This is a genomic window from Flavobacterium sp. (assembly GCF_044349645.1).
In the GTDB taxonomy this organism is placed as follows: Bacteria; Bacteroidota; Bacteroidia; order Flavobacteriales; family Flavobacteriaceae; genus Flavobacterium.
This window is the reverse complement of the sequence record NZ_JBIKQP010000011.1, coordinates 1-23,187: the sequence shown is the minus strand read 5'-3', so window position 1 is coordinate 23,187 and position 23,187 is coordinate 1. Positions and strand designations below refer to the sequence as shown.

At 32.9% G+C, this 23,187-nt stretch carries 23 protein-coding genes; 7 read left to right on the top strand and 16 right to left on the bottom strand.

The genetic code is table 11. The features are described 5' to 3' along the window. Positions 1–59: 59 nt before the first annotated feature. Positions 60–1,028, bottom strand: coding sequence for a 2-hydroxyacid dehydrogenase (locus tag AC9UFV_RS03720; RefSeq protein ID WP_509572910.1), 969 nt, complete (start codon positions 1,026–1,028; stop codon positions 60–62). Between the two features lie 138 nt (positions 1,029–1,166). On the opposite strand from AC9UFV_RS03720, the gene AC9UFV_RS03715 reads away from it, so the two are divergent. Both AC9UFV_RS03715 and AC9UFV_RS03710 read left to right on the top strand, forming a co-directional pair. Then, a complete protein-coding gene (locus AC9UFV_RS03715; protein WP_509572908.1) occupies positions 1,167–2,330 on the top strand; it encodes an iron-containing alcohol dehydrogenase in 1,164 nt (387 codons plus the stop codon). Between the two features lie 360 nt (positions 2,331–2,690). Further along, positions 2,691–3,686: an NAD(P)H-dependent glycerol-3-phosphate dehydrogenase gene (locus AC9UFV_RS03710; RefSeq protein ID WP_509572906.1), complete on the top strand. Its 996-nt coding sequence runs from the start codon at positions 2,691–2,693 to the stop codon at positions 3,684–3,686. A gap of 51 nt (positions 3,687–3,737) precedes the next feature. On the opposite strand, the gene AC9UFV_RS03705 is transcribed toward AC9UFV_RS03710, so the two are convergent. From AC9UFV_RS03705 to AC9UFV_RS03695, 3 genes are all read right to left on the bottom strand, one after another. Beyond that, entirely contained in the window at positions 3,738–4,145 is a 408-nt protein-coding gene (locus tag AC9UFV_RS03705) for a hypothetical protein (protein WP_509572904.1), read from the bottom strand. A 158-nt stretch (positions 4,146–4,303) separates the two neighbouring features. Next, on the bottom strand, positions 4,304–5,323 hold the full coding sequence (gene pheS / locus AC9UFV_RS03700; protein WP_509572902.1) for a phenylalanine--tRNA ligase subunit alpha: 1,020 nt from the start codon (positions 5,321–5,323) through the stop codon (positions 4,304–4,306). A 111-nt stretch (positions 5,324–5,434) separates the two neighbouring features. Then, a complete protein-coding gene (locus AC9UFV_RS03695) occupies positions 5,435–5,791 on the bottom strand; it encodes a hypothetical protein (protein WP_509572899.1) in 357 nt (118 codons plus the stop codon). A 112-nt stretch (positions 5,792–5,903) separates the two neighbouring features. Between AC9UFV_RS03695 and AC9UFV_RS03690 the strand changes: the two genes are divergently transcribed. Beyond that, positions 5,904–6,416: a CvpA family protein gene (locus AC9UFV_RS03690; RefSeq protein WP_509572897.1), complete on the top strand. Its 513-nt coding sequence runs from the start codon at positions 5,904–5,906 to the stop codon at positions 6,414–6,416. Positions 6,417–6,419: 3 nt separating this feature from the next. On the opposite strand, the gene AC9UFV_RS03685 is transcribed toward AC9UFV_RS03690, so the two are convergent. The 8 genes from AC9UFV_RS03685 to AC9UFV_RS03650 form a co-directional block, all read right to left on the bottom strand. Continuing rightward, entirely contained in the window at positions 6,420–7,163 is a 744-nt protein-coding gene (locus AC9UFV_RS03685) for a tetratricopeptide repeat protein (protein WP_509572895.1), read from the bottom strand. A 112-nt stretch (positions 7,164–7,275) separates the two neighbouring features. Next, positions 7,276–9,030 carry a BatD family protein gene (locus AC9UFV_RS03680; RefSeq protein WP_509572892.1) on the bottom strand — a complete coding sequence of 585 codons (1,755 nt, stop codon included), beginning with the start codon at positions 9,028–9,030 and terminating at the stop codon, positions 7,276–7,278. A 33-nt stretch (positions 9,031–9,063) separates the two neighbouring features. Beyond that, entirely contained in the window at positions 9,064–9,777 is a 714-nt protein-coding gene (locus tag AC9UFV_RS03675) for a tetratricopeptide repeat protein (RefSeq protein ID WP_509572890.1), read from the bottom strand. After that, positions 9,777–10,814 (bottom strand): vWA domain-containing protein, encoded by a 1,038-nt coding sequence (locus AC9UFV_RS03670; RefSeq protein WP_509572888.1) that lies wholly within the window; start codon positions 10,812–10,814, stop codon positions 9,777–9,779. The genes AC9UFV_RS03675 and AC9UFV_RS03670 overlap by 1 nt, the downstream gene beginning before the upstream one ends. A 38-nt stretch (positions 10,815–10,852) precedes the next feature. Beyond that, on the bottom strand, positions 10,853–11,854 hold the full coding sequence (locus AC9UFV_RS03665; RefSeq protein WP_509572886.1) for a vWA domain-containing protein: 1,002 nt from the start codon (positions 11,852–11,854) through the stop codon (positions 10,853–10,855). Beyond that, positions 11,847–13,466 (bottom strand): hypothetical protein, encoded by a 1,620-nt coding sequence (locus AC9UFV_RS03660; protein ID WP_509572884.1) that lies wholly within the window; start codon positions 13,464–13,466, stop codon positions 11,847–11,849. The genes AC9UFV_RS03665 and AC9UFV_RS03660 overlap by 8 nt, the downstream gene beginning before the upstream one ends. A gap of 5 nt (positions 13,467–13,471) precedes the next feature. Then, a complete protein-coding gene (locus AC9UFV_RS03655; protein ID WP_509572882.1) occupies positions 13,472–14,335 on the bottom strand; it encodes a DUF58 domain-containing protein in 864 nt (287 codons plus the stop codon). 80 nt (positions 14,336–14,415) lie between these two features. Beyond that, the gene (locus AC9UFV_RS03650; RefSeq protein WP_509572879.1) at positions 14,416–15,420 is read right to left on the bottom strand and encodes an AAA family ATPase; all 1,005 of its coding nucleotides are present in this window, start codon (positions 15,418–15,420) and stop codon (positions 14,416–14,418) included. 212 nt (positions 15,421–15,632) lie between these two features. Here AC9UFV_RS03650 and AC9UFV_RS03645 point away from each other — a divergent pair, with 212 nt between their 5' ends. The 3 genes from AC9UFV_RS03645 to AC9UFV_RS03635 are packed head-to-tail and all read left to right on the top strand — an operon-like array spanning position 15,633 to position 18,440. Continuing rightward, complete coding sequence (locus tag AC9UFV_RS03645; protein ID WP_509572876.1) at positions 15,633–16,505, top strand: aldo/keto reductase; 873 nt, start codon at positions 15,633–15,635, stop codon at positions 16,503–16,505. A 19-nt stretch (positions 16,506–16,524) separates the two neighbouring features. Next, the gene (locus tag AC9UFV_RS03640; RefSeq protein ID WP_509572874.1) at positions 16,525–17,277 is read left to right on the top strand and encodes an SDR family NAD(P)-dependent oxidoreductase; all 753 of its coding nucleotides are present in this window, start codon (positions 16,525–16,527) and stop codon (positions 17,275–17,277) included. 23 nt (positions 17,278–17,300) lie between these two features. Then, positions 17,301–18,440: an ATP-binding protein gene (locus AC9UFV_RS03635; RefSeq protein ID WP_509572872.1), complete on the top strand. Its 1,140-nt coding sequence runs from the start codon at positions 17,301–17,303 to the stop codon at positions 18,438–18,440. 5 nt (positions 18,441–18,445) lie between these two features. Here the strand turns inward: AC9UFV_RS03635 and AC9UFV_RS03630 are convergent, their stop codons facing one another. Further along, positions 18,446–19,354 carry a glycerophosphodiester phosphodiesterase family protein gene (locus AC9UFV_RS03630; RefSeq protein ID WP_509572871.1) on the bottom strand — a complete coding sequence of 303 codons (909 nt, stop codon included), beginning with the start codon at positions 19,352–19,354 and terminating at the stop codon, positions 18,446–18,448. Positions 19,355–19,619: 265 nt separating this feature from the next. Between AC9UFV_RS03630 and AC9UFV_RS03625 the strand changes: the two genes are divergently transcribed. Beyond that, a complete protein-coding gene (locus AC9UFV_RS03625) occupies positions 19,620–20,345 on the top strand; it encodes a metallophosphoesterase family protein (protein WP_509572869.1) in 726 nt (241 codons plus the stop codon). Here AC9UFV_RS03625 and AC9UFV_RS03620 read toward each other — a convergent pair. The 3 genes from AC9UFV_RS03620 to AC9UFV_RS03610 all read right to left on the bottom strand — a co-directional run bounded on the left by AC9UFV_RS03620 (position 20,342) and on the right by AC9UFV_RS03610 (position 22,874). Beyond that, positions 20,342–20,710: a hypothetical protein gene (locus AC9UFV_RS03620; RefSeq protein WP_509572867.1), complete on the bottom strand. Its 369-nt coding sequence runs from the start codon at positions 20,708–20,710 to the stop codon at positions 20,342–20,344. The two genes, AC9UFV_RS03625 and AC9UFV_RS03620, sit on opposite strands and share 4 nt — an antisense overlap. Before the next feature lie 12 nt (positions 20,711–20,722). Beyond that, the gene (gene amaB, locus AC9UFV_RS03615; RefSeq protein WP_509572865.1) at positions 20,723–22,276 is read right to left on the bottom strand and encodes an L-piperidine-6-carboxylate dehydrogenase; all 1,554 of its coding nucleotides are present in this window, start codon (positions 22,274–22,276) and stop codon (positions 20,723–20,725) included. A 112-nt stretch (positions 22,277–22,388) separates the two neighbouring features. Beyond that, positions 22,389–22,874: an ester cyclase gene (locus tag AC9UFV_RS03610; RefSeq protein ID WP_509572862.1), complete on the bottom strand. Its 486-nt coding sequence runs from the start codon at positions 22,872–22,874 to the stop codon at positions 22,389–22,391. Positions 22,875–23,187: the final 313 nt, after the last annotated feature.

Genomic DNA, 23,187 nt, shown 5'->3' with positions numbered 1-23,187 from the left:
TAATTAGATTGCTAATATATTAATTTATAAGAATACTTTGTCAATTGGCTCCCAAAGTTCTATTTTATTTTTTCTCGATTAAATACCGATTTGATTTTGTCAACGATAACTTGCGCTAATTTTTCATGACTTTCAAAGGTCCATCCCGCAATGTGTGGTGTTAAAAGAACATTTTTTGCTTGAAGCAAATAGTTAAAAGTTGCAGGTTTTTCTGAGTCTAAAAATAAGTTTTCGAATGATAATTTTTCATATTCTAAAACATCTAATGCAGCTCCTAGAACTTTCCCCGACTGTAAGCCTTCAACTAAATCATTCGTTACCACTGAATTTCCCCTTGCCGTATTGATAAACCAAAATGGTTTTGCACAAGAGTTGATAAACGAAGAATTGATCATTTTATCGGTGGAGGAATTCCAAGGTGTGTGCAAACTTATTACATCCGATTTTTCTTGTAATTCAGTTAAAGAAACTGCTTTTGCATTGGCATCACCCACATTTTCAAGAATGTCATAAAAAAGCACATCTACATCAAAACCACGAAGTTTTTTCGCAAAAGATTTTCCCATATTTCCATAACCAATTATACCAATTGTTTTTCCATCCAATTCATGACCTCGATTTTGTTCCCGATTCCAACGTCCGTTTTTTATTTCTAAATCGGCCTGGTTGAGGTTGTTTAAAAGTGACAATAACATTCCCAGCGCATGTTCACCAACAGCGTTTTTATTTCCTTCAGGAGCAGCTATTAATGCAATATTTTTTGAAACTGCATAGTCACAATCGATACTTTCCAAACCGGCACCAACTCTAGCTATGAATTTTAAATTGGGAGCCTTATCAATAAAAGTTTGGTCAATTTTAAATCTGCTACGAATTACAATTCCATGATAATCCTGAATTTTTTCTTCAATTTCTTCCTTTGAAGAGGTGAAATCTTCGTGATTAGTAAACCCTAATTCCTGCAATTGTCCCCACAAAATAGGATGATTGCTGTCGATATGCAGTATTTTAATATTTGAAAAAGGCATAGTTAATTTTTGAGTGTTAAAGATACTTTTTTTTACGGAATTTTAATTCCTGAATTTTAATTCGATTAAATAAATCTTTAACATAAATTTTCAAGTGTATCACTCATCTTAGTTTAAATTTGTATAAAAAATTTGACCATGCAAAACTTTGAATTATACAACCCTACCAATTTAGTTTTTGGAAAAGGGCAAATCGAAAAATTAGAATCATTAGTTCCTAAAAGCGCCAAAATATTATTGGCTTATGGTGGAGGCAGTATTTTTAATAATGGCGTTTACGACCAAGTTAAATCAGCTTTAAACGGTTTTGAAATTATTGAATTTGGTGGAATCGAACCGAATCCCCATTTTGAAACTTTAATGAAAGCTATCGAAGTTGTAAAAGAAAAAAACATCGATTTCATTCTAGCCGTTGGAGGTGGATCAGTAATTGATGGCGTAAAATTCATTGCAGGCGCCACTCATTACGAAGGCAATCCTATAGAAATCCTAAAAAAGAGAATCTTGATAAAAGAAGGCTCAAAAGTAATTCCATTTGGAACAGTTTTAACCTTACCAGCTACAGGAAGCGAAATGAATTCGGGATCTGTTGTAACTATAAATGCAACCCAAGAAAAGTTGGCTTTTGGAGGCAGCGCCTTGTTTCCAAAATTCTCAATTTGCGATCCAACAGTAATTACCTCATTGCCTGAAAGACAAATCCAAAACGGAATTATCGATGCGTTTACGCACGTTATGGAACAGTATTTAACCTATCCTCATGACGGATATTTACAAGACCGAATTGCAGAAGGAATTTTACAAACCCTAATTGAAATTGGCCCTAAAGTGGTTCAAAACCCTTCGGATTATGCCTTAGCCTCCAATTACATGTGGTGTTGCACGATGGCTCTAAACGGATTGATTCAAAAAGGAGTTCCATCTGATTGGGCGACTCACATGATTGGCCACGAATTGACCGCTTTATACGATATTGATCATGCGAGAACTTTAGCAATTATTGCCCCAAATTTGTACAAAGTGATGTTTGAAACCAAGAAACAAAAATTAGCTCAATACGGAAAAAGAATATTTGGTTTAACCGGTTCAGAAGATGAAATTGCAGCAAAGGCAATCGATAAAACAATTGAATTTTTTCACACAATGGGAATGAAAACCAAATTGTCAGAATGCACAGACGACTACAATTCAACTGCCGACTTCATTGCAAATCGTTTTCAAGAAAGAGGATGGATTGGTTTGGGTGAAAAACAAAATATCACCATTGAAAAAGTCCGTAAAATTGTGGAAATGAGTTATTAATATATATTTATACCAATAAAAAAGGCGTTCTTAATTTTCATTTAGAACGCCTTTTTATTTAAAAAAACAACCAATAATTTTAACTAATTTAAATATTATGAATCAACTGCACACTTGATTTATGTATTTATAACGCAAAATACTTCTTGCTATTGTATTGAATATCATAATTATACGTTAAATTAATTTTTAAGAAATAAATTTAGAATTTCCAGCAAATCATATTTTGACATTATTTAATCAAATTTCAGTACTTTTGGAACATAATTTTTGAAGCTATTCCCGCCATTCGCTATATCTGTTTTGCCGAACCCCGCCAAAACAGGATGCCGCTACTGTCGGGGCTAAAAAAAATAAAAAATGACGGATCAACCAAAATTTGCAGTAATAGGAGGAGGAAGCTGGGCAACCGCAATAGCAAAAATGCTATGTGTGAACTTGCCAGAAATAGCTTGGTACATGAGAAATGAAGAGGCAATTGAACATATAAAAACGCATTTTCACAACCCAAACTATTTAAGTTCAGTAGAATTTCACATTGAAAAATTACGTTTAACAAGCGATATAAATGAAGCCGTTGCTTATGCAGATTATATCATTTTTGCAATTCCTTCCGCCTTTTTAAATGATGAGTTAAAGAATTTAACCGAAAGCTTAGAAGACAAAATAATATTTTCAGCTATTAAAGGAATTGTTCCTGAATCAAGCTTGATTGTAGGCGAACATTTCAATAAAACTTTCGATATTCCATTTGAAAACATCGGAGTTATAACTGGACCCTGTCACGCTGAAGAGGTTGCTTTAGAGCGATTATCCTATTTAACAATCGCTTGTGGCGATTCTAAAAAAGCAAAAGTTGTAGCTAAATATTTAAGCAGTAATTATATCAAAACCAAAATCAGTGATGATATTATTGGAACTGAATATGCTGCGATGCTAAAAAATATTTATGCAATTGCTGCTGGAATGGCCCATGGACTTGGTTATGGAGATAACTTTCAATCGGTGTTAATGAGTAATGGGATACGCGAAATGAAAAAATTCATTCGCAAAGTTCACAAAATGAAACGAAACATTAATGATTCTGCTTATTTAGGAGATTTATTGGTAACAGGATATTCGGTGTTTTCTAGAAATAGAATGTTCGGGAATATGATCGGGAAGGGCTATACCGTAAAATCAGCAATGATGGAAATGAGCATGGTTTCTGAAGGTTATTATGCTACAAAAAGTGCTTGGAAATTGAACCAATCGTATAGGGCTAAAACTCCAATTATTGACTCCGTGTACGAAATATTATACGAAGGAAAAGATGCAAAAAAAGTCTTTAAAAAGCTAACAGAAAAATTAGATTAATAATATCATCAGCCAATTTGCTGAAATTAAGAACAATAGCTAGAATTGAATTTACCTCACAATTACGCCATCAACAAATAAAATAGGCACTTCTTCCACATTGCTTTCTGAAATGGAATTTGCGTTGAAGGTAAATTTTTTATCGTAAAGGGTATTTCCGATGAAAAATGTAACCATAAATTCGTTGTTGAGTGTGGTTACACTTTTTTCAAGCATTTCAACTTTAACTACTGAAACAGCAGGAATTTCCACAAATGCGTGGCGCAATAATGATGTTTTTTTCATTTCTCCATTAACAGTTCCAAAGGCTTTTGAAACTACCATCACACTTTCAATGTTAAAGTCGCTGTCGTTTACTAAATAAATAAACCACACTTTTTCCATAAAATCGTCACTCCATTCTTGAACGGCGGCAACAAATACATTTTCTACTTCGGGAATTGTAATGTCTTTTTTCATGTCATTGCGAGGAATGAAGTAATCTCTTATTTCATTCCGTGATTTATTATTTATTGTAATTGTGTTATAAAATCAAATGTCATAGCCCAGATAGCAGTGGAAATCCCACGCTTTTTAGCGTGGATTGAAGCGTATAGCTGGAAATAGCTACAAAAAAATTAAATTGACGCCTTAAATTGCTCTAGGAAACGTATATCATTTTCGTAGAACATTCTGATATCGCCAATTTGATAAAGCAACATTGCGATTCTTTCTACTCCCATTCCAAAGGCAAAACCGTTGTATTCATTGGTATCGATTCCGCAATTTTTCAGTACGTTTGGATCTACCATTCCGCAACCTCCAATTTCTAACCAACCTGTTCCTTTTGTAATACGATAATCGGTTTCTGTTTTCAAGCCCCAATAAATATCTATTTCGGCACTTGGTTCAGTAAATGGGAAATAGGACGGTCGCAAACGAATTTTAGATTTCCCGAACATTTCTTTGGTAAAATACAAAAGCGTTTGTTTTAAATCGGCAAACGAAACGTCTTTGTCAATATACAATCCTTCCACTTGGTGAAAAATACAGTGAGAACGAGATGAAACGGCTTCATTTCTAAAAACTCGACCTGGAGAAATCGTTCTAATTGGCGGTTTATTGTTTTCCATGTAACGAACTTGCACGGATGAGGTGTGTGTTCGTAGTAAAATATCGGGATTGGTTTGAATAAAAAACGTGTCTTGCATGTCACGAGCCGGATGGTATTCTGGTAAGTTCAATGCGGTAAAATTATGCCAATCGTCTTCAATTTCTGGCCCCTCAGAAACGTTGAAACCGATGGTAGAAAAGATGTCGATAATTTGATTTTTCACTATTGAAATAGGGTGACGGGAGCCAATAACTAAAGGTTCTGCAGGACGAGTTAAATCGCCATATACACCTTTAATTTCAACTTTACTTTCCAGCCCTTCTTGAATTGATTTTATCTTTTCTTCGGCGGTAGTTTTAAGTAAATTGATTACTTGACCAAACTCTTTTTTCTGATCGTTTGGCACCAATTTAAATTCGGCAAAAAAGTCATTTAGAAGTCCTTTTTTACCTAAGAATTTGATTCGAAAAGCTTCTAGTTCGGCTGCGTCTTGGGTTTGAAAAGCTTGTGCTTCGGCAATATATTCTTTGATCTTATCTGTCATTTCCGTACAATAGTTGAAGTGCAAATTTAAGAAATTTGTTTCAAGTATAAGGATTAAAGTTTAAAGTTTTCGCTTTGAATTCAGAGATTGCGGTGTTCTAACAATTGTAAATCAATCAATAAATTCTTTTTCGAGAAAATAATTCACAATTGCTTCTTTCATTAATACAGATTGTTCCCCTGCTTTTAACGGTGGCAATTCTTCTTTAATGGTATAATGTGGCCAACCGTCAGCATCTACATAATCAAATTCATAATACCCGTATGGCTCTAATAATCGGCAAATGGCGATGTGCATCAGGTTTAATTTCTCGTCTTTTTTATAGGTTTGATGAATTTTCCCCAGCTCTTGAACCCCGATTAAATAAATTATGGCATCCAAATCTAAATCTTCACCTTGTGAAAATTGATCTGAAAGTAGGGACACCAAATTTTCCCAGCGCTCTTTGAGTTGTATATCTCTTGACATTTAAAATTAATTAAAAATTTAAATTATGAATTATTAAACCAATATCTTTAACCTTAAAATTCCACAAATATACCAACATAATTCTTTTATCTTTGTTCTTTATTCTTTTTACATGAGTTATTTAGATATTTTTCTCGGCGGATTATTAATTTACGGATTTCTTCGTGGTTTTTGGAATGGGTTTTTTATTGAGTTGGCTTCTTTTATATCTCTTTTATTAGGAATTTATGTTGCGATAAAATTCTCGTATCTAATGAAATCAATGGTTGCAAGTCATGTTTCTTGGAATCCTAAAACCGTTCAAATTGTTGCTTTTATTATTACTTTTATTTTGGTGGTAATTGGAATATCATTTTTGGCAAAATTCCTTACCAAAATGGCTAATTTAGCTAGCTTGGGAATTGTAAATAAAGTAATGGGAAGTGTTTTTGGACTTTTAAAAATGATATTAATGCTTAGTGTACTTTTGAGCTTATTTCAAAAAATCAATTTTGATTATACTTTTGCAAAAAAAGAGACCATTGATAATTCCTATTTTTTCAATCCGATACAGAAAACAGCTGAAATAATTTATCCTTCAATTGAAGAATGGTATAAGGAGATTAAAGTGAAATCTATAAAATAAAACTTATTTCAATCTCTTTATTGCGTTGTTTTCAATCCAGCCTTCGTTTCCGTCTGTAAGTTGGATTTTGTTCCAATTATCAAGCGTTTCCACGATATAAACCTTGGTTCCTTCATGCAACATAAAAGCATCTGCAGCGCCAACTTTAGGTTCGCTTTTCACCGATGCCACTTCTGAAAATACAATAGCTGGTTGGTCGTTATTGAATTGATTTTTTTCAAAAATAGCCGCCGCAACACTCACCAATAATAGCAATAGTACTGAAAACATTCCCACAAAAAACAATCTTTTAGAAACCGTGATTTGTGAGAAATAATAACCCACAAAACACAGTAAAAACAGAATTGATAATCCTACTGTAATTCCGCCCCAAGTATTGTAATTAAATGTATTGGTGAAATCTTGAATTACTTTATTGAAACCAACTTTTTCCACTGTTTTAATATCGTCAATTTGAAGTTTTTGAGCAAATTTTAGGTTGTTTTGAATTTCAGTGTCGTCAGGATTTAGTAATAATGCCTTTTCGTAATTGTATATCGAAGGGGCTACTTTATTCAATTTGTAATAACAATTCCCAATATTAAAAAACAATTCAGCCGATTGTTTGTTTGCTGCTAATTCAGTTTCGTAAGCTTTAATTGCTTCTTGGTATTTTCCTTTTTGATATAGTGCATTTCCATTTTCAAAGCCTTTTTGAGCAAAGAAAACGTGTGATGTAAGTAATATGATATAAAGTAAGTTCTTCATTTTGTGTTTTTTAAACTGCTATTCTAACTTCTTTTTATTTAAAATTAGTGCCAATTCGTGTAATTCCTGTCTAACTTTTTTTAAAAATCTTTGTGCCTTTTGTGGTTAAATTTTAAACTATCTGCTTTTCTAATTCTGAAATAATCGCCACTGCCTTATCGTAATCTTGTTGAATTGCAGTGCTTGTTGATGGCGCATACCTTGCAAATTCACAGTTTTCACTAAGATTAATAAATGCCGAAATTGACTCAGGTTTGGCTTTTCTTTCCAATAAAATTTCACTGATTTTTTCCTTACTCATTTCAGAAGTTTCAATGTTGATTTTGGCCTTTAAGAAATTGTGCATTGCCTTTTCTAATGCAATGTAAAACGGTTCTTTATTTCCAATTTCTTTTTGAGCTTCTGATAAATATTTCTTTGCGAGTTTGTTTGATAATTTTATTTTGTTTCCAGCAATATCGCCATCAATTGCTTCCTTTTTCTTTTTGAAAATAACAATAATAGGAATACATAAAAATGGTAATAGCGTTAATAAGTAAAACAATGTCGATCCATAAAAATCACTTTCTTTCATGGAAATCAAATCTGTTTTGAGTTTGATAAATTTAAACTGTGCTGAACTTAAAACTGCCGCCTTTTTTGTGTCAGATGTTGTCGCAACCGAATTATCACCTGCGTTTGGACCTTCCAAAACATTGATCATGATTTCAGGAGAAGTGATTGTTTTATAGCTTTGAGAACCCAAATCAAAATAAGTGAAAGTCATCGGTTTTATTGGATATTTTCCTTTGTATTGAGGTATAATTGCGTATTTATCAGAAATTCTACCAGTCATTCCTGAAAGTGGAGTCGAAACTTGTTCATTGTGAACCGGATCATACATTTCCAATGCTGTTGGAACAATTGGTTTAGGCAAAGTAAACAATTTCAAGTTTCCTGTACCTGAAACACTTACATCTAAATCCAGACTTTCTCCCGATTTAATATTTGTTTTTGAAGGGGTAACTTTAAAGTTAAATCGACCAACTGCGCCTGAAAAATCTGCGGGTTTTCCTGCTTCTGGAAGTGCTTTTACGTTAATGGTTTTTGCTCCAGCAGAAACTCTTTTGTGATCTTCAACCAAAAGAACTTGGCCAAATATATTTCGACGATTCGAAGGCAATTGAACATCTACATCCAATGACAAAGGCTCAATTACTAATTTACCTGATTTTTGAGGATATAAAACTGTTTTACGAAGGGTAACAAAACGGTATTTTTCACCATTGTATCTGCCTTCTTCAGCTACTAATTGTTTGATATCAATATTCTGACTCCAAAAATCGTTGTATTTTGGTTTGTCCAATTCTCTCCAATTGGTAATACCAATATTATAGCTAAAATAGATTTTATAAACTACGGTAATTGGCTCATTTAAATACGGATTTGTTTTTGAAATTTCGGCTACTAAATGCAACGATTGGTCGGCAGTTACTTGCGTGTCATTTGGATCTCTAGGTTGTTCTACAGCCGCAGTAACATTAATTTTTATTGGCGATGTTTTATAAATCTGACCTCTAATTTCTATGGAAGCTTGACGAATTACTAGCGTTCCTTTTTGCATAGGCAATAAGAAATAGGAATACGTTTTATTGAATGAACTTTTACCATTTATCCAGGATTGACTTACTTGTTGGCTTGGACCAGCAACAATTTTAAACCCTTCAAAATTGGGAGGGGTAAAGTTATCACCGTCGTCATTCATAGTGAAATCTATACGAAGTCTTTCGTTTAATCCAAGAGTTTGTTTGCTGACTTTAGCCTCAAATTGTACTTGAGCTATCATCGCTTGAAAACTAAAGAATAATAGAATTAAATATCTTTTCATTACTTGTTTAATCGTTTTATTTATTAAGATAAATTACCAATCTTTCTCAGTTTGAATTGGTTTGCCCTTCACTTTTTTGGCATTTACTTTATCCTGAATTTTCTTTTCTTCATTATTTACAGCGTCTAATAAATTTTGAACGCGTTCTTTTTGTATTCCTCCAGGTTTTGGTTTTGGCTGTCCTTGGGGATTGTTTTTTTGATCGTTTTTATCTTTTTGATCTCCGTTTTTCTTATCGTCTTTCTTCTTGTCGTCCTTTTTATCTTTTTTATCGTCTTTTTTCTTATCCTTCTTGTCCTTTTTATCGTCTTTTTTCGGAGGATTGTTCTTCAGCATTTTTTTTGCTAAGGCAAAATTATACCTAGTTTCTTCATCATTTGGATTATTTCGCAGGGCGTTTTTATAGGCTTCAACAGCTGCAGAATAATTTTTTTCTTTCATGTAAATATTCCCAGAATTATGAAATGCCTTGTGCTTTTCTGGTCTAACTGTAGAATTTTTTATAGCATTTTCATAAGAGAATAAGGCTTCTGTGTTATTGTTTTGTTTGTAAATAGCATTTCCTAAATTATATGCTGAAATAGATTTTTTAGGATTTTTAGAAAGTGAAATTCGATATTCAGCTTCAGCTTCAGCATATTTTTTATCTGCAAATTCATCATTTGCTTTAGGCAAATGAAAATCCTTTTCTTGAGCGAAAATTGCAAAAGAAAACAAGATAAAACTATATAATATTAATTTCTTCATTATGCTTTTTCATTAAATAAATTCAACTTTTTCAACCATTCCGTTTTTTTCTCCAAAAAGAAAACATCTAAAAACAAAAGAAAAAATGCCATTCCTAAAAACCATTGGAATTGTGAATTATAATCGGTGAATTGCTGTGCTTCAAACTCGTTTTTTTCAATATTATCCAATGCCTTTTTAATATATTCTAAAACTTCTTTGGTGTTATTTCCATTAATATAACCGCCTTTGGTGTTTTTTGAAATCACTTTTAAGCTTTCTTCATTCAATTTTGTAACAACCACTTCATTATTTTGATCTCTTTTAAAACTCAAAACTCTGCCATTTTCTTTTAATGGAATTGGACCACCTTTTGGAGTTCCAACACCAATAGAGATGATCTTTAACCCTAATTTACTGGCCTCATCAGCAGCATCAATAGCACCTTCAGAATGGTCTTCACCATCAGAAATTAGAATTAATAATTTGCTCGTTTTCTTATCATCATCAAAATAAGTTGAAGATAATTTTATGGCTTCATCCAATGACGTCCCTTGCGAAGAAACCATGGAAGGGTTCATACTTTGCAAAAACATTTTCGCAACTCCATAATCAGTTGTAATTGGTAAAACCGGAAAAGCGCTACCAGCGTAGGCTACAATTCCAATTCTATCTCCCACCAATTGATTGATGATTTGTGATACAATTTGCTTACTTTTTTCCAATCTACTTGGAGCAACATCTTCGCAAAGCATACTTTTTGAAACGTCAACAGCAAATACAATATCAATTCCTTCGCGTTTTACAGTCTCCGATTTTGTGCCAATTTTTGGATTAACCAAACCAATAACTAAACAGGCAAAAGCAAGTATTAAAACAACAAATTTTAGCCCGGTTTTAAATCCAGAACTTTCTGGGCTCAGTTTTTTCACCATTTCTAAATCTCCAAATTCTAGTTGTTTTTTTCTTTTCCAATATAAATTGAATAGAAATACCACCACCAAAATCGGAATGATAAATAATAAAGGCAAATATTTTTTTTCGTCTAATTCGTACATATATTTTTCTTAAATACCAATTTCTTTATGATATCAAATTATATAAAACTTCTAAAAAGAGTGTTTCGTAATCCTAATTCTAATAGTAATAATAACCCAGCAAATATTGCAAAAGGCCTGTATTTTTCATCGTAATCATAGAATTTTAACTCCTGAATTTCAGTTGTTTCTAACTTGTTAATCTCATTATAAATTGATTCTAACTTTTGATTACTGTATGCGCGGAAATATTTTCCACCTGTATTTTTTGCGATTGAGCGAAGTAACGCTTCGTCAATTTCAACTTTCATCATTCTAAATAAAAACTGCCCATTTGGTGCAATTGCATAAGGGAAATCGGCCATTCCATTAGATCCAATTCCAATTGTATATACTTTAATTCCGTATTGTTGTGCAATATCAGACGCAGTTTGAGGCTCAATAAAACCTGCGTTATTAACACCATCGGTCATTAAAATCACAATTTTACTTTTTGCTTTGCTGTCTTTCAAACGGTTAATTGCCGTGGTTAATCCCATTCCAATTCCAGTTCCGTCTTGAAGTACATTGTCATATTTTATACTTCTGATTGCATCCATAACAACTGCTTTATCACTTGTTACGGGACATTTTGTATAGGCTTCAGAAGCGTAAACTACCAATCCAATTCGGTCGTTTGGTCGTCCTTTCACAAAGTTTTCAGCAACATCCTTCAAAGCTTCCATTCGGTTTGGTTTAAAATCTTTGGCCAACATACTTCCTGAAACGTCCACCGACATTACAATATCAATTCCTTTAGTCGTTTTTGTTTTGCTACTTACATCAACAGTTCTTGGGCGTGCCATTGCAATAATTAGTGAGCTTAACGCCAATAATCGAAAAACAAATAACATCGGTTTTAATTTTGTCAAAACAGATTTTGTATTTTTAAAACCTTTTAGAGAGCTAATTTTTAAGGTGGCTGTTTGTTCTTTTCTTTTCCATATTTGCCAAGCAATTACAACTGGAATTAAGATAAAAAGCCAGAAAAATTCGGGATTTAGAAAAGTCATCTTATTCATTGTTTTCGCCTTTTTTAAATTCAACTGAATTCATCACTTTTTCTGAAATTTGTTCCGCGTATTTATCACCTTCTTCATGGAATAAAATCACTTGTTGGTAACCGCCATTCTCTTTAAATAATAGTATTTCAAAGTACAACTTAACGCTGCTTTTATTGACCGGATCGAGAAACGCCATGGTTCCAAAACCTTTCAATCCAATAACTCCCATTTTGGTTTGGAATTCCTCTTGTTTTAGTAAAACATTTTGTCCGCCAAACTTATCTATTACTTCTTCTAAACCTTTTTGGAGGTCGTAATCTAATTCTTGTTTTGGAGTCGCAGTTGCCAATGCGATGTAGAAATTACTTTGCAAACTTCCGTAGGTAAAAACACTTGCTTCCTTTAACATTTTCTTGACTTCCGCTGGAAATAGGTTGGATGTGTCTCTTCTCGTAAGGACTTTTGGAGTTTCAATATACACTTTTGGATTGCCATATTCGCTCGAAACCCACTGACCTTCAACTAAATCTTTGGTTTCACTCCCAATAATTTGGTCTTTAACGTAATCAAATCCTTTGGTTGAAACCAATAAAATGAATAAGACTAGTAGAGTTCCAACTAGGAATCCTACTATGTTTATTAAACGTTTTCTCTTCTCTTTTTTCAGTTTTTCTAAACGGCGCATTTCGTCCCATTCCGATGTGTCTTCTTCCTGTTCAACTTCGAGAGGTATGGATTTATCCAATGTCAGTATAGCCTTTTCAATTTTGTTTTTGTCTTCGGCAATTTCAAAATCTAAAGGTCTTGATTTAGCAAATTTCACTAAATCAGCTTGTTTTAAAACGCGCTCAAGATTTTCAAGAGTTTCCGCTGAAACAGTCATTTTCTTTTTGATTGAAACAGCTCTCAAAGCTACAATCAACTCTGAAGTCGTGCTTTCCATTGCTGGAATTTCGATAGCTTCTTCAATATAATTTCTAGCAATATCGGTCAATTCACTGTAATATTCTTTTACAGCACCTTTTTGCCAAAGCTCCTTTTTTTCTAGGTTTTTTAGTAAAATGGTCGCTCGTTCGATTGGACTTTTTAGTTCTTCAATTGCTACAACTTGCTTCTTTTTGTATTTTTGTATTAGCCAATAAGTTAAAGCCCCTAGTCCTAAAATCAATAGAATAATTAATAAATATCTCCAAAAATTACTTAATTGGTATTCCGATTCAGCAATTGGTTTGATATCAAATAATTTTTGTTTTAGAGTATCTACTTTAACATCAGAAACTTCTACTAAAATGGAATCGGTAACAAAAACTTTATTATTGATAAGTACTTTTAAACTCGGAATAACATATTTTCCTGAGTCAAATTGGGTAACCCCATATTTTTTTATTAGATCGTATCTCGCGCCATGTTTGATGGTATCAATTACATAAGAACGAATTACTTCCATTTTTCCAAAGTTTTTCAGGGATGGAAATACCACTTTTGCTGCCGTATCAACATTGGTTTTGTAAGTCAAGTTGAATTGCGCACCAATCTTATTTTTCTTAACGTCAATTTTTGTTTCCACTTGCTTTTGAGCAAATAGAGACATTGAAATTAAAAGGAAAAGTATATAATATTTAATTCTCATTATGATTATCGCGACTTAAAATAACTTAATAATTTGGTTACATAACTTTCATCAACCCTTGTGTTTACAACTCCTGAACCAGATTTTCTAAATGCTTCGATAAAATAATCGACTTTGTTTTGGTATTCTTTTTCGTATTCCATTCGGATGGCTTTAGAACCTGTATTAACCAATTGGGTTTCGCCGGTTTCGGCATCCAACATTGGAACCATCCCAAGATTTGGTAGCTTTTCTTCGCGAATATCAAAAACTCGAATTCCTGTAATGTCATGTTTTTTAGAAGCAATTTTCAAAGTATGCTCGTATTCATCCGACATAAAATCAGAGATTAAAAACACAATCGCTTTCTTTTTTTGAGTTCCTGATAAAAATTTCAGCGCTTGTGAAACGTCTGTTTTGTTGCTTTTTGGCTCAAATTCAATCAGTTCACGAATTATTCTCAATACGTGTGATTTTCCTTTTTTGGGTGGGATATACAATTCTATTTGATCAGAAAATAAGATTAATCCTATTTTATCATTATTTTGAGTTGCCGAAAAAGCCATTGTAGCGGCAATTTCTGTTACAATATCTTTCTTGAATTGGTTTTTAGAACCAAAACTCTCCGAACCAGAAATATCCACCATTAACATCATGGTTAACTCGCGTTCTTCTTCAAAAACTTTAACGTGGGCTTCGTTATATCTTGCGGTTACATTCCAATCTATAGCACGAATATCATCTCCATATTGGTATTGACGAACTTCAGAAAATGTCATCCCGCGCCCCTTAAAAGACGTGTGGTATTCACCCGAAAAGATGTGATCGCTCAATCTTCGGGTTTTAATTTCTATTTTACGTACTTTTTTTAATAGTTCTTTGGTATCCATTTTTAATTTGTTCAAAGTTTAAAAGTTTAAAGTTTCTAGTTCATTTCGTTAACATGAAACTTTAAACATTAAACAAATTTTTACGGTACTTCAATCTCATTTACGATTTTGTTGATAATATCAACTGAGGTAATGTTTTCGGCTTCCGCTTCGTAGGTAACACCAATTCTGTGGCGCAATACATCATGAACTACAGCACGAACATCTTCAGGAATTACATAACCTCTACGTTTAATAAAAGCGTAGCATTTAGCAGCATTTGCTAAATTGATACTTCCACGAGGGGAAGATCCAAAACTGATTAAAGGTTTTAAATCAGCTAATTTATATTGCTCTGGGAAACGAGTTGCAAAAATGATATCTAAGATATATTTTTCGATTTTTTCATCCATGTAAACTTCACGTACTGATTCTTGCGCTCGCAAAATTTGATCTACAGTTACAACGGGATTTACTTTTTCGTAAGCTCCTTTTAGGTTTTGACGAATTACCAATCTTTCGTCTTCCATTTTAGGATAATCGATAACTGTTTTTAACATAAAACGGTCTACTTGCGCTTCTGGAAGTTGGTACGTTCCTTCTTGCTCGATTGGGTTTTGGGTAGCCAATACTAAAAAAGGTTTTTCCAATTTAAATGTGGTGTCACCAATAGTTACTTGCTTTTCTTGCATCGCTTCTAGTAATGCCGATTGCACTTTTGCTGGAGCACGATTGATCTCATCTGCTAAAACGAAATTGGCGAATATTGGCCCTTTTTTTATAGAAAATTCATTTTGTTTAATGTTATAAATCATTGTTCCTACAACATCTGCAGGTAATAAATCGGGAGTAAATTGAATTCTGCTAAAAGATCCTTGAACCGCTTGTGACAAAGTATTAATTGCCAAAGTTTTTGCCAATCCAGGAACACCTTCTAATAAAATGTGCCCTTGCCCAAGAAGTCCAATTAACAATCGCTCAATCATGTGCTTCTGACCCACAATTACTTTGTTCATTTCCATAGTAAGAAGGTCTATAAAAGCACTTTCTTTTTCAATTTTTTCATTAATCGCTCTGATGTCTAAAGTCGAAGTATTTTCTTCCATTTTACTAATTTTATTACTGTAAATTTTAACATTTAAATTTGAGAGTGCAAATTGAATTTTTTTTTAGAAGTACGATGTTAAAAAATGGTTAAAACTTCTATAAAACAAATGCTTTTAAGGCTGTATTGTGATTTTCTTTTTATAATTTTAAGAACTTTATCAAAATTACCTAAAAACCATGCAATTCAATTTAACATTTAAACATTAAAACCTTGAAAAAAAATAAGTTATCTCCAATTATTGCAGGAACGATGAATTGGGGCGTTTGGGATAAAAATCTTAGTACTTCTGAAATGGAAAGTACCATAAATATTTGTCTTGAAAACAAAATTACCACATTTGATCATGCCGATATTTATGGTTCGTATACTACTGAAGCGGCTTTCGGAAAGGCATTTGCTTTAAGCAAAATTAATAGAGAATCGCTGCAATTTATTTCAAAATGCGGCATTCAATATGTTTCTGAAAACAGAAATAACACTATAAAACATTACGATTACTCAAAAGATTACATCATTTGGTCGGTTGAAAATTCTTTAAAAAATTTGCAAACGGATTATCTGGATGTACTATTATTGCATCGTCCGAGCCCGTTAATGCAGGCCGATGAAATTGCTGAAGGGGTTTTTAAATTAAAATCGGATGGGAAAATATTAGATTTTGGAGTTTCCAATTTCACGACTTCACAAACGGAATTAATTCGTCAAAAAACGAAAATCAGTTACAACCAAATTCAGTTTTCGGCAACTAATTTTGAACCTATGGTAGACGGAAGTTTGGATTATATGCAAATAAACAACATTCAACCGATGTCTTGGAACCCATTAGGCAATGTGTTTCGGGAGGATAATGAGCAAACAAGAAGATTAAAAAAATTGCTAGCTTCATTAGTATCAAAATACCATTTTGGTGCAGACACACTTTTATTAGTCTGGATTTTGCAACATCCAGCAAAAATAATTCCGGTCGCAGGAACTGTAAATGTGGCTAGAATTCAACAATTGATGAAAGCAACTGAGTTGCAATTAGAAAAAGAAGATTGGTTTGCTATTTGGACAGAAAGTATGGGAAATAAAGTCCCTTAATTATAAATAAAAAATTAAATTGAAAACAGCATTAATTACTGGCGCAACAAGCGGAATAGGAAGAGCAACCGCAAGAGTTTTGGCTAAAAATAATTATAGAATTGTTCTTTGCGGCCGTCGTGAAGATCGAATTTCTGAACTTCAAAAAGAACTTTCAGAATTAACAGAAGTGCATTCTTTATTGTTTGATGTCCGAGATAAAAAAGCAGTTTTTGATAGCATTGCATCGCTACCAGAAGCCTTTTCAAATATTGATATATTAATCAATAATGCTGGAAACGCTCATGGTTTAGATCCAATTCAAACGGGCGATTTAGATGATTGGGATGCGATGATCGACATCAATTTAAAAGGTCTTTTATATGTTTCCAGAGCGATAATTCCAAATATGGTTGCTCGTGAATCGGGGCATATTATCAATATTGGGTCAACCGCTGCAAAAGAAGTTTACCCAAACGGAAATGTTTATTGTGCTACAAAACACGCTGTAGATTCGTTAAATCAAGCGATGAGAATCGATTTAAATCAATATGGCATTCGTGTAGGCGCAATTCACCCTGGGATGGTTGACACCGAATTTAGCACGGTTCGTTTCAAAGGTGATACGCAGAAAGCAACGAATGTTTACAAGGGATTTTCACCTTTACAAGCCGAAGATTTAGCCGATATTATTCATTTTGTAGTGTCAAGGCCGTACCATGTGAACATTGCCGATTTGGTTGTGATGCCAACTGCTCAAGCGATGTCGACTATTGTAAAGCGTGATTTGTAATCAATCGCCTAAAAGACATTACAATGATCAACAAGCGACTTCTTATCAAAAATTTATTGGCACATCACGATGAGTCCAGCTTTTATGATAAAAAGCGTCAGTTGAATTTACATACACGGGAAGGAAAAGCTAAATTTTTAAAGCACATTTGTGCTTTGTCTAATTCAAATCCAACAAACAATTCTTATATTGTTGTTGGTGTGGAAGACCACGATAATGAAATTGTAGGTGATGACTTTTTTGACGACAGTCGCATTCAGAATTTGGTAAATGCTTATTTGGAAAACCCACCAAAAATTCAATACGAAAATGTTCCTTTTCCCAATTTACCAAAAGATAAAATGGTAGGATTGGTAACCATTAAGCCTAAAAAGAGAACTTCGTTTTTCAAAAAAAGCATACATACTATTTTAATAAATAGCATTTACATTCGACGCGGAAGTAATACCATTCCTATTGAAACCGAAGTAGAACGGAATTACCAAAATTCAGAAACGGTTCATGAAATAGAAAATAATTCCAGAAATAGTATAGAATATACTTTAGATGGCGTGATTGCATTTATGAATTTAAGCCATAGAGATATTTCCCCAAAGTACAAAGTATTCAAGGAATTATTTGTTATTTGTTGGGCTGGGAAATACAAAAAAATTGGAGATAAAACCTTTCTTTCAAGAGTTGATATTGCGTTAATTAACGAGCAAATTAAATTATTTTATTCGGCTCAAGATGTAGTAACCATAAGCTTTGACAACAAAACGTTTACTATTACCGAATATGTTCCTTTAGGATTGAACGAGAATATAAGTTATTATCCATTGGAAAAACAAACCTTACATTTTTTTGATAATGGATATTATAAAATTGAGCGGGAAATGCTATTTGAGCCACCTGAATTTGATAAAAAAGTACTTTTTCACGTATACAATTCCAACATTTCTTTGTTAAAAAAATTAGAAAGTAATATCAATTTATCTACAAATGAGTTCAAAGATTTAGAAAATTTACCTTCTACTTTTATGATTTGTTACCTTAATGGATTTGAGGATGCAAAGCAGAAATTAATAGATGCAAAGCTACTTTTAAAACCATTTAGCGCCATTTATTTGTCTTTCAAAGAGTCATTACGCATATTGCGAAAGATGAAATATGACGTGCAATAAGGGAATTATTTTTCGAAAAATAAGTTAGGATAATCGGAAATAATTCCGTCTACACCCATTTTTATTAATTTATTAATACTTGAGAGGTCATTTACTGTCCATGGAATCAATTTTACCTTTTTATACTTGCATTCTTTAACCAATTTAGAAGTAACTAAATTTTGAGCGGGACTGTAAATTGTTGGAACAAATCCCAAATCTTCAATTTGTTTCGAGAATTCTTTTGTATCAAAATCTTCTACAAGCAAAGCTGTTTTTATTTCAGGGTGTTTCAGATGCAAATATTGTAAAGTTCTTCTATCGAATGACTGAATAATAACTCTATTTTCGATTTTTTTTTCGAAAATAACATTCATCATTAAATCAACAAATTCTCTAGGTTCAGGATGAAAAATACCATCTGTTTGAGGTGTTGTTTTAGTTTCTATATTATAAAAAACGGCAGGCTTTTTATTGGTTTTTGTGTAAATTTCAACTGAATCAATCACATCGGAAAGCAATGGTTTATTTGCTTTTATTTTTAATTGTTGTGGAAATCTAGGATGCACTTTTGACCCAACATCATATTTCACAACTTCTGAATAAGGCATTTTATAAATATTCAACTCTTTTTCATTTGTTTCTAATAAAAAATCACCATTTGGCATAGTGGTTATTTCATGGTTAAAAAAAGGTTCGTGACTTACCAAAACTTGATTGTCTTTAGTAATAACAAGATCCATTTCTAAAGTATTTACTCCTAAATCAACCGCTTTTAAAAAGGAGGGAATAGTATTTTCGGGCATTAAACCTCGACAGCCGCGATGTCCTTGTTTATCGATTGTGATTGTCCCTTTTTTCAATTGGGATAAATTTCTACATGAAATACAAATCATAAATCCTATAATTATATAAATAAAGGTATTCGTTTTCATTACTAATGTGCTTCTAAAAGGTTAATCAAATAAAAATAGTTTCATGAAAAACTAAATAAATGTGAATTATTTTCTAACAAATCTAAGGCTATATTCTAATTTATGCTCTTAAAATAAATAGTTTTCACAAAAATTTATTCAAATGTAACCTTTACTTATCTTTTGCTTTACTTATAAAAATCATAATTATTTAATATCTACTAATTTTATTTTATTAGTCTATTTTCTATTAATTTCGTAGCTGATTATATTATAAATAAACAAAATGAGAAACCTTGTAATCGGAGACATCCACGGCGGTTTAAGAGCCCTAAATCAGGTATTAGAAAAGGCCAATGTTACTAAAAACGACACTTTAATTTTTCTAGGTGATTATGTTGATGGCTGGAGTGAATCGCCACAGGTAATCGATTTTTTAATTGGCTTAAGCCAAAAGCAAGAATGTATTTTTATACGAGGAAATCACGATGAATTATTATTAAATTGGTTGGAATCAAAGCGTGATAATCCAATGTGGATGGAGCATGGGGGAGAAGCTACCGTTTCGGCTTACGCCAATGTAAACGATGTTACCAAACAAAAACACATTGATTTTTTAAAGAAATTACACAATTATTACTTGGATTCCAGCAACCGATTATTTGTTCATGCTGGATTTACTAATTTGAACGGTGTAGCCCATGAATATTTTCCTAAAATGTTTTATTGGGAAAGAACACTTTGGGAAATGGCGGTTTCTTTGGATAAATCAATAGGGAAAGAGGATTTATCGTATCCAAAAAGGCTAAAACTATACAATGAAATTTACATTGGCCATACCCCAGTTACAAAAATTAACAAAACAACACCGGTAAATTGCGCCAATGTTTGGAATATTGATACCGGAGCAGCATTTTTAGGACCTTTAAGTATTTTAGATGTTGATACCAAAGAATATTGGCAAAGCGATCCATTACCTTTATTATATCCAGCTGAAAAAGGCAGAAATTAAAGTAATAAAACCATGACGGTTTGTGGAATTACATGACAAATATCTTCTGTTACTACTATTGGTTGGGAAACATAAGTTTGTCTGCCGGCTTTTGTAACAGTAATAGTGTAGGTTCCAGGCCTTTCATAGGCACCATAAAATATTGGGTTTTGAGGATCAAAAAACTGCAAAGTTTCTGAATAATTTCCATCACGTGCTACTACATTTACCCCATCAGAAATTGGAATATTTGAACTTGATTCCGCTAGATGCACACTAACATTTAGTCCTGCTTTTACTTCAGTTGTGCAAAAAATATCGTCATTATCAGTTGCTTGACAAGAAAACAGTAATACAAAAAGTAAGAAAATAGCTCCTTTTTTCATTTGTTATTTTTATTACAAATCAAATTTTATTCCTTGTGCTAAAGGCAAACTTGTAGTATAATTGATAGTATTTGTTTGTCTTCTCATGTATACTTTCCAAGCATCAGATCCTGATTCTCGGCCACCTCCAGTTTCTTTTTCACCACCAAAAGCGCCACCAATTTCAGCACCTGAAGTACCGATATTTACGTTGGCTATTCCACAATCGGAACCAGCAACAGAAAGGAAAAGTTCCGCTTCACGAAGGTTATTGGTCATAATTGCTGAAGACAATCCTTGTGCTACTCCATTTTGAATTGCAATAGCATTGTGAACGTCCCCAGTATATTTTAATAGGTATAAAACGGGTGCAAAAGTTTCGTGTTGTACAATCTCAAATGAGTTGTCAGCCTCTGCAATTGCTGGTTTTACATAACAACCACTTTCATAACCTTCTCCAGAAAGTACGCCACCTTCCACTAGGATTTTTCCACCTTCGGCAACTACTTTTGCTAAAGCATTATTGTACATTTCAACCGCCATAGTATCAATTAGCGGCCCCACGTGATTGTTCTGATCCAATGGATTTCCAATTCTTAATTGGTTGTAAGCAGACACCATTGCGTCTTTCACTTTATCGTAAATACTTTCGTGAATAATCAATCTTCGAGTTGAGGTACAACGTTGACCTGCAGTTCCTACAGCCCCAAAAACAGCCCCAATTACGGTCATTTTTATATCGGCATCTGGGGTAACTATGATGGCATTGTTTCCACCTAATTCTAATAAAGATTTTCCTAATCTTCCAGCAACAGTTTGAGCAACAATTTTACCCATTCTAGTCGATCCAGTAGCTGAAATTAAAGGGATTCTTCGATCATTAGTCATTAATTCACCGATTTTATAATCGCCGTTAATTAAGCAAGATATTCCTTCCGGAAGGTTGTTTTCTTTAATTACTTCGGCAATAATATTTTGACATGCAATTCCACAAAGGGGAGTTTTTTCTGAAGGTTTCCATACACATACATCGCCGCAAATCCAAGCTAAAGCAGTGTTCCAAGCCCACACGGCAACGGGGAAATTAAATGCAGAAATAATTCCTACGACTCCCATTGGGTGGTATTGTTCGTACATTCTGTGACCAGGTCTTTCAGAGTGCATTGTTAACCCATGTAATTGTCTTGAAAGTCCAACAGCAAAATCGCAGATGTCTATCATTTCTTGTACTTCACCGTATCCTTCTTGAAGAGATTTTCCCATTTCGTAGGAAACCAATTTTCCTAGCGCTTCTTTATTTTGTCTTAGTTTTTCACCAAATTGTCTAACAATTTCACCTCTTTGCGGTGCTGGCATTACTCTAAATGATTGAAATGCTGCTGTAGCCGCTTGCATTACTTTTTCGTAATCAGCCTCGGAAGTACATTTTACAGAACCAATTAATTGTCCATCTACTGGAGAAAAACTTTCTAATGTTGGCCCGTTTGAAAAATTATTAACTCCTGTAGAAGTCCCTTCATTAATGGCTTTTACACCTAATTGTTCAAGCGCTTCTTTCATTCCGAATTGATATGCAATTGTTATCATTGTAACTATTTAGTTATGAATTGTAATATTATTTACAAAAATACATATTTTAAGATAATAAAAAAGGGTTTTAGCGCGAACTAAAACCCTTTTGAAGAAAATATTATTTTCATTACTTCATTAACCCTAATTGTTTCATGAATTCCATGTTGTCCATGAAATCTCTTTCTTCAACAATTTTTCCATTAACCATTCTTGCAATGGTGCAACCTTCAACAGAAATTGTTTTTCCAGTTGCAGGAATTCCCATAAAGTCACCGGAGTGAGTACCTTTAAATTCCCAGTATTTTGTTAGTTTGTCTCCACTTGCAAAAGTCTCTTTCACAGTAAATTTTCTGTTTGAAAATCCAGTTACAAAATTAGCATAATATGCTTTTGCAGCAGCAATTCCTTTAATTTCAGGCACCGTGTGCAATACAATTTCTGGGGCGTAGGCAGAATCCAGAACGTCTACTTTTCCTTCATTAATAACTAAGTCCCATGTTTTAGAATAAGAATCGATATTTGCCTGAGCTACTTTTTCTCTTTCGGCACTTTCGTTTTTACAAGCGATAAATAGCAAGCTTGATAATGCAATAATTATAATTGATTTTTTCATAATGTTTTAATTTAAAAATGATTAGGTTTAATTGATTAATACATTAACAAACATATAAAATTACTTTTAATTAACAGTTATGACAGAATTATTTTAAATATTTATCTAAAATATTGCGCTTTAATTTTTTTAACTATCAACTTGAAAAAGATTAATTATTTTGATTATCAGCACATTAAAATCTAAAATATTTGTTTTTTCAGTTCTATTTATAAACTACATTTTATCTATATAAAATAATAATTTTTAATTTAATTATTATCCTATTCAAAATATAATTTATTGACAATCATTGAACTTGTTTTTTTCATTT